The organism is Pseudarthrobacter woesei, assembly GCF_055412745.1.
Genome location: NZ_JBVAYU010000008.1, coordinates 146,975 through 158,617 on the forward strand (window position 1 = coordinate 146,975; position 11,643 = coordinate 158,617).

The window sequence follows — 11,643 nt, forward strand, 5'->3', positions numbered from 1 at the left end:
GTCAGACTTCATATTGGGCCAGGGCCGCGTCGAGCCAGGCCCGGGAAGCCGCCGCGAGGGCTTCCGGCTGCACAACCCGGGCGGTCCCGCCGTGCTGGGCCACGAACATGGGCAGCCGGTCCGTGCTGCCGAAACGGATTTCGGCCAGCATTCCGCCGCCGGGAAGCGGTGCGGTGCGTTCTGCGTAGTAGTCGTCGGCGAGCCCGATGCCGCGGCGGGTCAGTTCGACGACGACGACAGTGTCGTCGTCGTTCGGGGTGAAAAGTTTCACCGGGAAACTGTCCGCCGGCTTGGCCGCGGCGGACACCGGCAGGCCGGTTGGCTGCAGCTCCTCGATCCGGTCCAGCCGGAAGTTGCGCAGGCCCTGCGCCGAATGGCAGTACGCCTCGAGGTACCAGGTGTTGTCCAGTGAGTAGAGCCGGAGCGGGTCCACGTTGCGTTCGGAGACGGTGTCCCGCTGCGGCGAGAAGTAGCGGAGCCGCAGCTGTGCACCGTTGGTGATGGCGTCGCGGGCCGTTTCCAGGGTGGCCGAGTTGCCTGGAGCAACCGCGGGGCCGGAGAGCTGCGCCGCCTGCCGGCCCTGCTCCCCCGCCGCGGCCATAAGTTTGAGCGTCACCGATTCCAGCGCGTTCCCCTCGGCCAGCTCCGGCAGGCCGTTCAGGGTCTCCAACCCGGTCAGCAGGGCGCAGGCCTCGTCCACGGCGAAGCGCACCGGCCGGTTCAGCTCCAGGTCCTGGATGATGTAGACGTGGTCGTCGTCCCACCGGATGTCCAGCAGGTCATCCGGGTAGCCCTCCGGCAGTCCCGAGCAGATCAGGATGCGCAGGTCATCCTCGAGCTCCTTGCGGCTGATGCCGAACCTCGCGGCGACGTCGCGGATGTGCAGGCCCTGGTTATGGACCAGGAACGGGACCAGCTGGAGCATCCGCTTGAGCTGGTCCTCGGAGGTGCGTTTTCGCCGGTGCTTGGCGTTACCCGCGGCGGCAGCCGGGAAGGCGACCGGAGGGGCGGGCGTGGCGGCGAAGGCCGCGGCGGCGGCCAGCCGGCGCCGCACAGCCGTGACGAGCTCCGGCGGGGCCACAACGGCCGCCTTCGGCCCGTAGGAGGCCAGTTCCTCGCCGAGGGTCTCGGCGTCGCGGTACGGCACGCCGAGCCGGTCCCGGCCGGTGCCGGGCCGCGCAGCCCCGGGTTCGGCGTCGGGGTCCGTCAGGGCGCGCTTGCGGAGCCCCAGAAGCCGGCCCTGCTCGACGTCGACGACGGCGGTCTGGACCGGCAGTTCCGCCAGTCCCGCGAGCTCGGCGCGGACGTTGAACGCGGTAGGCGGGGTGAAGGATTGCTTCTCGAGCACGGTCACGGCGGAGGTGATGCGGGAGAGCCGGAAGAAGCGCCTGTCGCCGCGGGTCCGGTCATGGCCCACGAGATACCACTGCCCGAAGCGGCTGCCGAGACCCCACGGCTCCACCAGGCGATCCTCCTCCTTGCCGGTGCTCCCGGCCAGGTAGCCGAAGCGGACCGGGTGCTGGGCATGCATCGCGGCAACGAGGTCCTCGAAGGCCTGGCCCGCCGGCCTGATGCGCGGCTGGACCCCGGCCGGGAGCTCAGCGTCGACCAGGCCGCCGGCCGCCTGCAGCTTGCGCATCGCGTTCACGGCCGCTGAACCGAGGGCGGCCTGCTCCCAGAGCTGCGCCGCGAGGATGAGGACCGTGCACTCCGCGGCGGTGAGGCTGACCTCGGGCAGCCGGTTGGATTCCCTGCCGATGCGGTACCGGGTGGTGGCAGGGTCGTCCGAGCCCCAGCCTTTATCCATCACCGTTTCGACGTCGAAGCCGAACTGGCGCAGCTCGCCCTTGTCGCGTTCGAACATCCGGCCGAAGGCACCGTCGCTGCTGGTGGCGTCGCGGTAGACCTTTTCCCGCAGTTCGCTGCGGCGCAGCCCGTACTTCGTGTTGAGCAGGGCGATGAGCAGGTTCAGGAGGCGTTCTGTACGTGAGGCGGACACCCCGCAAGGCTACTAAAGTCCCTGCGCGAAAATGACGAAAGCGCGGCAACAACCGGAAGAACTATTCCGATTGTTACCGCGCCCGCTCATACAGTGGCCCGGGGAGGGCCCACGACCGCCGGGTTCCCTGTCCGAGTTTGCGGGGATAGGGGGCGGGTGGGGACTAGCGGACGCCGACGAGGTCGACGACGAAGATCAGGGCCTCGTTCGGGCCGATCGCCCCGCCGGCCCCGCGGGAGCCGTAGGCGAGCTCGGAGGGGATCTCCAGTCGGCGGCGGCCGCCGACCTTCATGCCCAGCAGGCCCTGGTCCCAGCCCTGGATGACCTGGCCGACGCCGACACGGAAGTCCAGCGGTGCGCCGCGGCCCCAGGAGGCGTCGAATTCTTCGCCGGTGGACCAGGCCACGCCGACGTAGTGGGTGGAAACGGTGTCGCCGGCCTTGGCTTCGGCGCCGTCGCCCTCGATCAGCTCGGTGATAACGAGTTCGGTGGGAACGTCGCCCTGCGGGAAGTCGATTTCCGGCTTCTGGCGGTCAAGATCGCGCTGTCCAAATGACATGGTTACTCCTCTTTGCGTGGCTTGGGGTGCGGTGGTGCGGGTGAGCGGCGGGTTACTTGACGCCGAGGATGTCGACGACGAAGACGAGGTCGCCCTTGGCGTCACCCTGGCCCTCTTCACCGTAGGCGAGGTCCTTGGGGATGACCAGGAGGACGCGGGAGCCGACGGTCTTGCCGCTCAGGCCCTGGGTCCAGCCCTTGATGACTCCGCTGAGCGGGAAGGAAGCCTTCTCGCCTTTGTCGAAGCTGGAATCGAAGACCTTGCCGCCGGCCAGTGCCACCCCGACGTAGTTGACGGTGAGGGTGTCGGTTTCCTTGACCTCGGGGCCCTTGCCCTTGATGAGGTCCTGGGAGATGAGGGCGGTCGGGGCGGCGACGCCTTCGACGGAGATCTCGGGGACGCCCTTATCGTTTTCCTTCACGGTGGGCAGGCCCGCCGGCGGGGTGACGGCGTCGCCCTCGGGCTTGTCGAGGACCTTGGGCGCATCCTTGGCAGCGAGCACTTTCACCACGAGGAGCTGGGACGGCTGCGCTTCGGCGCCCTCGGCGGCGGCCTGGCCGGGAACGGCAAGGGCAATGTGGGAGCCAATCTTGGCGCCGACGAAGGCGTTGTAGATGGCACCGCTGCTGGTCTTGAGTTCCTCGTTCAGCTCAAGCTGCTCCGGGTCCTTCGGGAAGGTGTCTTCCAGAGTGGCACCGTCCTTGCCATTGAAGGCAATGATCGAGATCGACGCGATCTGGTTGGCCTTGACCCGGTCGCCGCCGCCCTCCTTGATCACCTTGATGGTGGGTTCCTTGACCTCAAGGGGCTGGGTGAACTTCACGCCGGGCGCCGTCTTGTCGCCGTTCTCGGTGAGTTCGAGGGAGTCCAGTTTGGCGGTCTCGCCGGCGGACTGGCTGGTGGGCTCCGGAGCGGCAGGCTCGCCACCGCCGCAAGCGGTCAGCAGCAGCAGCCCGGGAAGAAGAATTGCTAGTAGTCGGCGCACGTAGAAACTTTCGTCGAGGCAGGGTGGACGCAATGCGCGCGGTTTCCCGCGGCAAGGAAAGCGGTGGCCGCAGGGCGGCCTCTACCAGAATAACGCGGAAAGCTGGGTATCAGCCCATAGAGTCCAGCAGTGCATCCACCCGCTCGTCAACGCTGCGGAACGGGTCCTTGCACAGCAGCGTCTGGTGCGCGCGGTCGTTGAGCTTCAGGTGCACCCAGTCCACGGTGTAATCGCGGCCGAGTTCCTGGGCCCGGCGGACAAAGTCTCCGCGGAGTTTGGCCCGGGTGGTTTGCGGCGGGGCGTCCACCGCATCCTTGACCGCCGTGTCATCCACCAGCCGGCGCACCGCACCGCGGTTCTGCAGCAGGTAGTAGAGCCCCCGGGTGCGCGAAATGTCGTGGTAGGTCAGGTCCAGCTGCGCGATCCGCGGGGCATCGAGCCCCAGGCCGTGGCGTTCGCGGTAGCTGTCCATCAGCTTCTTCTTGATCGCCCAGTCCACCTCGGTGTCGATCGTACTCGTGTCGCCGCTTTCGATCGCGTCCAGGGTGCGCTCCCACAGGTCCAGGATCAGCGGAACATGGGCGTTGTGGGCGCCGTTCTCCGCCACGAAGGCTGTGACCTTGCCCAGGTACTCGCGCTGGATCTCCAGCGCGGTGAGCTGCCGGCCGTTGGCGAGCCGGACCAGGGCGCGGCCCGTGAGGTCGTGGGAAATTTCACGGATGCTGCGGATGGGGTTCTCCATCCGCATGTCGCGCATGATGACGCCGGATTCGATCATCCGAAGGATCAGGTCCACCGTTCCGACCTTGAGAAGGGCGGTGGTTTCGGACATGTTGGAGTCCCCGACAATCACGTGCAGCCGGCGGTAGAACTCGGCGTCGGCGTGCGGCTCATCGCGGGTGTTGATGATGGGCCGGGACCGCGTGGTGGCCGACGAGACACCCTCCCAGATATGGTCCGCCCGCTGTGAGAAGGCGAAGGTGGCGCCGTGCGGGGTCTTTAGGATCTTGCCGGCGCCGGCAATGAGTTGGCGCGTCACGAGGAACGGGATCAGGATTTCGGCGAGCCGGGAAAACTCTCCGCGCCGCGGGATCAGGTAGTTCTCGTGGCTGCCGTAGGAGTTGCCGGCGGAGTCGGTGTTGTTCTTGAAGAGGTACACCGTACCGTTGAAACCTTCGGCCGCCAGCCGTTCCTGCGCCTCGTCCACGAGGTCGTCCAGGATCAGCTCCCCGGCCTTGTCGTGCGCGATGAGCTGGCTGAGGTCGTCGCATTCGGCCGTGGCGTACTCGGGGTGTGATCCGACGTCGAGGTAGAGGCGTGAACCGTTGGTCAGGAACACATTGGAGGACCGGCCCCAACTGACTACCTTGCGGAAGAGGTAACGGGCCACCTCCTCGGGTGCCAGCGGCCGGGACTCCGGACTCGAATAGGAAATGCCGAATTCGGTTTCGATGCCGAAAATGCGCTTGTCCATCTCAGTTCTCCTCAGCCAGCAATGCCACGATGTCCGCGTCCTCGAGCCTGCGGAAGGCCCGTCGTGCACCGCGGCTGCTTTCCGAGCCGCGGTCCAGCACCGCGACTTCCACGGCCGACGGCGGCAGCGTGGCGGTTTCCTTGTCCGCCACGAGCCCGGCCAGGGCGAGCCGGATGGCACCGGCGAAGTCGAGTTCGCCCTGCCAGCCTGCGGCGACGGCCTCGGACACCTTGTCCGCCTGGCCGCCCATCACGATGAACCCTTTCTCATCCGCGATGGATCCGTCGAAGGTCAGCCGGTAGAGGTGGTCCGCTTCCGGGACAGGGCCGACCTCGGCCACGGCCAGTTCCACTTCGAACGGTTTCTGCTCCGCCGTGAACACGGCGCCGAGGCTCTGTGCATAGACGCTGGCCAGTCCCCGGGCCGTGACGTCCTCGCGGTCGTAGGAGTAGCCGCGCACATCCGCGTAGCGCACGCCGGCCTGGCGCAGGCTTTCGAATTCGTTGTACTTCCCGACGGCCGCGAAGGCGATCTTGTCGTAGATCTCGCCGATTTTGTGCAGGGACGGCGAGGGGTTTTCCGCCACGAGGGCTATCCCCTCCCGGCAGCTGATGACCACCACCGAACGCCCCCGCGCAATGCCTTTCCGTGCGAAGTCCGCACGGTCCTTCATCAGCTGTTCGGGCGAAACATAAAACTGCTGGGTCATTTCAGGCCTCCCGCTGGGCCACGGCCCTGGATTCTATGATGGTGCCGGCCACCGCCGCGAGCTCGCGTTCCGGGACCCGGATGGCGCCGGTGCGGTTGACGAGGTAGACCACCGGCCAGAGCTGCCGGACCGGATCCGGGCCGCCCGTGGCGGAATCGTCGTCGGCGGCGTCATAGAGCGCCTCGACGGCGACGGAGACGGCGTCCTGTTCGGAAAGGTTGGGCCGCCAGAGCTTCTTGAGGGCGCCGCGGGCGAACATGGAGCCGGAGCCCACCGTGTGGTGTTCCTGCTCCTCGTAGCGGCCGCCGGTGACGTCGTAGGAGAAGAGCCGGCCGAGCCCGGCGGGGCGGTCGAAGCCGGCAAAGAGCGGAACCACGGCCAGGCCCTGCATGGCCATCGGCAGGTTGCCCCGGATCATGGCGCCGAGCCGGTTGGCCTTGCCGTCCAGGCTCAGCAGGGTTCCTTCAATCTTTTCGTAGTGTTCGAGTTCCACCTGGAACAGCCTCGTGATGTCAAGGGCGATGCCGGCCGTTCCGGCGATGCCGAGCAAGGAATATTGGTCCGCGGGGAACACCTTTTCGATGTGGCGGCTGGCAATGACGTTGCCCATGGTGGCGCGGCGGTCCCCCGCCATCAGCACTCCCCCGGCGTACGTCAGCGCGACGATCGTGGTCCCGTGGGGCACCTGGAGTTGAGCGGCGGCATGCCCTGTGAGTGCGGGGGGCAGCTGGTGGAACGGCAACTGGCCGAAAGGCATTAAGTCGGGGCGTTCCCGCTGCAGGTGCGCGGTGAATGAGGACGTCGCGTTTGCCGCTACCTGGTTGGCCGTGGTTTCCTGCACTGGTGCACTCCCTCAACGTAGTGGATCAACGACTTCCGGACCCCCGGCCCCGGGCGGTCCCAGGCCTGGGCCGCCTTCGACCTGCGGCGGTGCCGCGGCCCTACTGGCCGCCCTTCTGGACGAACGCCCGGACGAACTCTTCGGCGTTTGATTCGAGGACGCCGTCAATCTCATCGAGCAGGTCATCGACGCCCTGGGTGGCGGCGGACGCCTGTGCCTCGGCGGGTGCTGGCGGGGCGGCGGGGACGTCCTCGTCAACCTCGGTGTCGCGTGACTGCGGCTGCTGCTGCTCCTGGCCTGCCATTGTCTTCTCCTTTTGTCCGTCCCCTGTTTGCTATGGGACATCCTGTAAGCAATATTGCCATGCCGGCGGCGCTGACGGGGTGCTTTGTCCCTACGAACCGGGGCTGAGCCCCAGGAGTTCCGAGAGGAACGTTCCAGCCTCGCGGTGCCGGGCAAACAGGGCCCCGGTGAGGGCCTCTGTTCCGCGCAGCGGCTCCCGGGTCGGGACCCGCTGCAGCCTGCCCCGGCCCGGCACATCGAAGATCACGGAGTCCCAGCTCGCACCGACCACATCGGTTCCGAAGCGGCTGACGCAGCGGCCGCGGAAGAAGGCCCGGGTGTCCGACGGCGGTTCGGTCACCGCCCGGGCGATCGCGGCGTCGTCGACGATCCGCTGCATCCGGTCCCGGGCCAGCAGCCGATGGTAGAGGCCCTTCTCCGGCCGGATGTCCGCCCACTGCAGGTCCACCAGGCCCAGGCGGGCGTGGCCCCAGTCGAGTGCGTCGCGTTCCCGGTACCCCTCGAGCAGGGAAAGCTTGGCCAGCCACTCCACCGAGGAGGCGGCCGCGGCCCGGTCGCCGCCCAGCTGCGTCAGCGTCGCGGACCAGTGTTCCAGCACGGCGTGGGTGTGCCCGTCGCCGTCTACGGCATCGGCGACGCCGGTGTCCTGGGCGTGCTTCGCGGCGGCCTCGAAGTAGATCCATTGCAGGTCCAGGGCGGTGATCCGGCGCCCGTCCAGCAGCCGCAGGGTGGCGGTGAGGGACGTGTCATGGCTGACCGCCTGCAGCGCCGCAACCGGTTCGTGGACTTCAAGCCTGGGCGCCAGCCCGGCCTCGATCAGGCTCAGCACCATCGCTGTGGTGCCGAACTTGAGGTAGTTCGACGCCTGGCTGAGATTCGCGTCGCCGATGATGACATGGAGGCGGCGGTACTTGTCCGCGGTGGCGTGCGGCTCGTCACGGGTATTGATGATGGGGCGGCGGATGGTGGTCTCGAGGCCCACCTCCGTCTCGAAGAAATCCGCGCGCTGGCTGATCTGGTAACCCGGGCGGGAGGCGTCCTGGCCCATGCCGACCCGTCCGGAGCCGCAGATGATCTGGCGCGTGACGAAGAACGGGGTCAGCCCGCGGACGATATCGCCGAACGGCACGGAGCGGGGCATGAGGTAGTTCTCATGGGATCCATAGGAGACGGACTTGTTGTCCGTGTTGTTCTTGTACAGGTTGATCGGCGGCAGATCCGGATCGGCGGCCAGCCGGCGGACAGCGGCGAGGGCCACGAGGTCACCGGCAGCGTCCCAGGTGACGACGTCGCGCGGGTTCGTGATTTCCGGGCTCGAGTACTCGGGGTGGGCATGGTCGACGTAGAGCCGTGCCCCGTTGCCCAGCACCATGTTCATCAGCAGCGTGCCGGACTCGTCCTCGCCGTCGTGCTCCAGCTCTTCGCGGCCGTAGGCGAGGGCCACCGCCTCCGCGTCCAGGACCGGCGGCTGGTCGGTCAGCTGTTCCGGGTGCGCCGCGCTGCGTTCCAGGGTCCAGCCGCGGGCGTCGTGCAGCGGCTCCTCATCGGTGTAGTCCCAGCGCGTTTCGGCACCGCCGGCGGCGCGCTGCCGCGTCACCTGGGCGTAGGCCTGGATCACGCGGGCCGACATCATGGTGGCATTGGCTCCCGGCGCGGAGGGCGCGTGGATGCCGTATTCGGTTTCCGAGCCCATCACCCGCATGGCACCCCCCACGGGCAGGCCGCCGGAAACGTCGGCCGGCCGGCCGGCCACAGGTCCCGTCACAGGTACTGGCCCGTGCTGGGCATCGTCTCAATGGACTTGCCGGGCTCCTGGCCCGCCTTGCCCTGGACGATGGTGCGGATGTACGTGATGCGTTCGCCCTTCTTGCCGGAGATACGTGCCCAGTCGTCCGGATTGGTGGTGTTGGGCATGTCCTCGTGCTCGCGGAACTCGTCGATGACGGCGCGCAGCAGGTGGTCGATCCGGATGCCCTTCTGGCCGACGGTGAGCAGGTCCTTGATGGCGTACTTCTTGGCCCGGTCCACCACATTCTGCACGACGGCGCCGGAGTTGAAGTCCTTGAAGTAGAGCATCTCGGTGTCGCCGTTGGCGTACGTCACCTCGAGGTATTCGTTGGACTTGGCGGTCGAGTACATCGCCTCGACGGTGCGCTGGATCATGGCGTCGACGGTGGCCTGGACGTCGCCGTCGTGCTCCGCGAGGTCGGTTGCGTGGAACGGCAGGTCCGTGGTGATGTACTTGTTGAAGATGTCTGCCGCGGCCTCGGCGTCGGGCCGCTGGATCTTGACCTTCACGTCGAGGCGGCCCGGCCGCAGGATGGCCGGGTCGATCATGTCTTCGCGGTTGGAGGCGCCGATCACGATCACGTTGTCGAGCCGTTCCACGCCGTCGATCTCGCTGAGCAGCTGCGGCACGATGGTGGTTTCGACGTCGGAGGAGATGCCGGTGCCGCGGGTACGGAACAGCGAGTCCATTTCATCGAAGAACACCACCACCGGGCTGCCCTCGGAGGCTTTTTCCCGGGCGCGGGCGAAGATCAGCCGGATGTGCCGCTCGGTTTCGCCGACGTATTTGTCGAGGAGCTCCGGGCCCTTGATGTTCAGGAAGTAGCTCTTCATATCCGTCTTGCCGGTGCGCTCGGCGGCGCGGGCGGCAAGGGAATTCGCGACGGCCTTGGCGATAAGCGTTTTGCCGCAGCCGGGTGGGCCGTAGAGCAGGATGCCCTTGGGCGCCTTGAGCCCGTGCTCGCGGTACAGGTCCGGGTGCAGGAAGGGCAGCTCGACGGCATCGCGGATCTGCTCGATCTGCGGGCCGAGCCCGCCGATGTCCTGGTAGGTGATGTCCGGGACTTCCTCGAGAACGAGGTTTTCCACTTCGGAACGCGGAATCTTCTCCAGCGCGTAACCGGTGCGGGAGTCGATCGAGAGGGCGTCCCCGACCCGGAGTTTTTGCGCGAGCAGGGCCCCGGACAGCCGGATGACGCGTTCCTCGTCCGCGCGGCCCACCACAAGGGCACGGTCCGGCCCCAGCATTTCCTTGAGCGTGACGAGGTCGCCGGCCCGTTCGTACCCGAGTCCGGCGACGACCAGCAGCGCCTCGTTGAGCAACACTTCCTGACCGACAGCCAGCTGGTTCATGTTCACCAGCGGGCTGATCCCCACCCGCATCTTGCGGCCGGCGTTGAAGATATCCACGGATTCCTCGGTGGCGGCCTGGCCGCTGTTGCCCGGCGAGGGCTGGCGTTTCGGATTCAGCTGCAGGACGGTGCCGAAGCTGTACGGCGGCTGGCCCTCCTGATCGAGGGCATTCTTGAGCCGGAGGATTTCGGCCTTGGCCGCCTCCAGCATGGACACCAGCCTGGAGTTGTTCTGTGTCGCCGCGGCGAGCTGGCGGTCAATGTTCCGGAGCTTGTCCCGGAGGATATTGACCTGCCGCTCGGCGACGGACACTTCGTTGGCGGCGTAGCGGTCACCGTCGGTGCCCGCCGGTTGTCCTGCGGTCAGTGCCGCATGTGCTGCTGCGTCGTCTGCCGGGGTACGGCCCGGGTCGGTGTTCGGAGTCTCCATCGTGCATCAGCCCCTTCCTGCGCTTCTATTAAGACATTAGCCCCAAGAAGCCGGGCGCCGCTGAAGACTTCCGAAATACGGACTAGTTCTTTATCTCCGGCACATCCTTGACATTGGTCCCCGCGATGGCGTCGCGGGCCGCGCGGCGCAGCTTCTTGTCCGAGACGGCGCGCTCCCCCACGGCGCCCGGCGTCCAGGCATTAACGTCCTCTGCGTTGAAATCCGTCTTGGACGGGCGGCGCTTCACCGAGATGCCGGTGACGCCGTCGGCCAGCCGGCGGGTCACCAGGAGGAAGCCGGTGTGGGCCACCATCCGGTGGTCCGGGCGCACGGCGAGCCCTTCCAGGTGCCAGCCGCGGACCATGGATTCCCAGGCATCGGGTTCGGTGAACCGTCCGTCGGCGCGGATGGCTTCGGCGGTCCTGGACAGCTGCGTCACAGTCGCGACATAGCTGATCCAGACACCACCCGGGGCCAGGACGGTGGCGACGGCGTCGAGGCACTCCCAGGGTGCCAGCATGTCCAGGACGACGCGGTCCACGGAGCCGGGTGCCTCGGTGCGGACCACTTCCTCCTGGAAATCGCCGAGGGAAATCTGCCAGGCCGGGTGCGGGCCGCCGAAGATGGTCTCGACGTTGCCCCGGGCGATGTCTGCGAATTCTTCCCGGCGCTCGAAGGAGTGCAGGTAGCCGTTGTCCCCCACCGCGCGCAGCAGCGAGATGGACAACGCACCCGAGCCGACGCCGGCTTCGACGACGCGGGCGCCGGGGAAAATGTCCGCCATGGTAACGATCTGGCCGGCATCCTTGGGATAGACCACGGCAGCGCCGCGGGGCATCGAGAGCACGAAGTCGGAGAGCAGCGGACGCAGGGTCTGGTACTGCTGGCCGACGTTGTTGACCACGACGGAGCCGTCCGGCCGGCCGATGATCTCGTCATGGTTCAGGAAGCCGCGGTGGGTGTGGAAAGCCCCGCCCACTTCGAGGCTGATGGTGTTCATCCGGCCGCGCTCATCGGTGAGCTGCACGCGCTCACCTTCACGGAACGGTCCGCGGCGGCGTGCGGCACCGACCGGCGTCGTGGTGGCAGCGGTGGGGGCGGCAGTGGTGGGGCTGGCAGGCGTACTGCTGCCGGCCGTGAGATCGGCCGGGCTGGTGTTGGCGGCGGTGTCGCTGCTCATAAGAATGTTCCTCGCTCCTGTAA

At 67.5% G+C, this 11,643-nt stretch carries 10 protein-coding genes; all 10 read right to left on the reverse strand.

All coding sequences use genetic code 11. The features are described from left to right. Window position 1: 1 nt before the first annotated feature. The 10 genes from ACZYZE_RS13175 to ACZYZE_RS13220 all read right to left on the reverse strand — a co-directional run bounded on the left by ACZYZE_RS13175 (window position 2) and on the right by ACZYZE_RS13220 (window position 11,620). Window positions 2-1,999 (reverse strand): helix-turn-helix transcriptional regulator, encoded by a 1,998-nt coding sequence (locus tag ACZYZE_RS13175; protein WP_459319072.1) that lies wholly within the window; start codon window positions 1,997-1,999, stop codon window positions 2-4. 163 nt (window positions 2,000-2,162) lie between these two features. Then, window positions 2,163-2,558 carry an FKBP-type peptidyl-prolyl cis-trans isomerase gene (locus ACZYZE_RS13180; RefSeq protein WP_459319073.1) on the reverse strand — a complete coding sequence of 132 codons (396 nt, stop codon included), beginning with the start codon at window positions 2,556-2,558 and terminating at the stop codon, window positions 2,163-2,165. Between the two features lie 52 nt (window positions 2,559-2,610). Further along, a complete protein-coding gene (locus ACZYZE_RS13185) occupies window positions 2,611-3,543 on the reverse strand; it encodes an FKBP-type peptidyl-prolyl cis-trans isomerase (RefSeq protein WP_459319074.1) in 933 nt (310 codons plus the stop codon). 109 nt (window positions 3,544-3,652) lie between these two features. Then, complete coding sequence (gene pafA / locus ACZYZE_RS13190; protein WP_459319075.1) at window positions 3,653-5,017, reverse strand: Pup--protein ligase; 1,365 nt, start codon at window positions 5,015-5,017, stop codon at window positions 3,653-3,655. Between the two features lies 1 nt (window position 5,018). Continuing rightward, window positions 5,019-5,726 carry a proteasome subunit alpha gene (gene prcA, locus ACZYZE_RS13195; protein ID WP_459319076.1) on the reverse strand — a complete coding sequence of 236 codons (708 nt, stop codon included), beginning with the start codon at window positions 5,724-5,726 and terminating at the stop codon, window positions 5,019-5,021. A 1-nt stretch (window position 5,727) separates the two neighbouring features. Beyond that, window positions 5,728-6,567 carry a proteasome subunit beta gene (prcB, locus tag ACZYZE_RS13200; protein ID WP_459319077.1) on the reverse strand — a complete coding sequence of 280 codons (840 nt, stop codon included), beginning with the start codon at window positions 6,565-6,567 and terminating at the stop codon, window positions 5,728-5,730. Window positions 6,568-6,667: 100 nt separating this feature from the next. Continuing rightward, window positions 6,668-6,871 (reverse strand): ubiquitin-like protein Pup, encoded by a 204-nt coding sequence (locus ACZYZE_RS13205; RefSeq protein ID WP_211881074.1) that lies wholly within the window; start codon window positions 6,869-6,871, stop codon window positions 6,668-6,670. Between the two features lie 90 nt (window positions 6,872-6,961). Then, window positions 6,962-8,572, reverse strand: coding sequence for a depupylase/deamidase Dop (gene dop, locus ACZYZE_RS13210; RefSeq protein WP_459319111.1), 1,611 nt, complete (start codon window positions 8,570-8,572; stop codon window positions 6,962-6,964). A 59-nt stretch (window positions 8,573-8,631) separates the two neighbouring features. Continuing rightward, window positions 8,632-10,440: a proteasome ATPase gene (gene arc, locus ACZYZE_RS13215; RefSeq protein WP_459319078.1), complete on the reverse strand. Its 1,809-nt coding sequence runs from the start codon at window positions 10,438-10,440 to the stop codon at window positions 8,632-8,634. A gap of 82 nt (window positions 10,441-10,522) precedes the next feature. Then, complete coding sequence (locus ACZYZE_RS13220) at window positions 10,523-11,620, reverse strand: tRNA (adenine-N1)-methyltransferase (protein ID WP_463908114.1); 1,098 nt, start codon at window positions 11,618-11,620, stop codon at window positions 10,523-10,525. Between the last annotated feature and the right edge of the window lie 23 nt (window positions 11,621-11,643).

Bases quoted from the DNA above. Each gene is read 5' to 3' on its own strand.
- arc (WP_459319078.1), bottom strand. From the start codon at position 10,440: ATGGAGACTCCGAACACCGACCCGGGCCGTACCCCGGCAGACGACGCA.
- ACZYZE_RS13220 (WP_463908114.1), bottom strand. From the start codon at position 11,620: ATGAGCAGCGACACCGCCGCCAACACCAGCCCGGCCGATCTCACGGCC.
- ACZYZE_RS13180 (WP_459319073.1), bottom strand. From the start codon at position 2,558: ATGTCATTTGGACAGCGCGATCTTGACCGCCAGAAGCCGGAAATCGAC.
- prcA (WP_459319076.1), bottom strand. From the start codon at position 5,726: ATGACCCAGCAGTTTTATGTTTCGCCCGAACAGCTGATGAAGGACCGT.
- pafA (WP_459319075.1), bottom strand. From the start codon at position 5,017: ATGGACAAGCGCATTTTCGGCATCGAAACCGAATTCGGCATTTCCTAT.
- ACZYZE_RS13205 (WP_211881074.1), bottom strand. From the start codon at position 6,871: ATGGCAGGCCAGGAGCAGCAGCAGCCGCAGTCACGCGACACCGAGGTT.
- dop (WP_459319111.1), bottom strand. From the start codon at position 8,572: ATGCGGGTGATGGGCTCGGAAACCGAATACGGCATCCACGCGCCCTCC.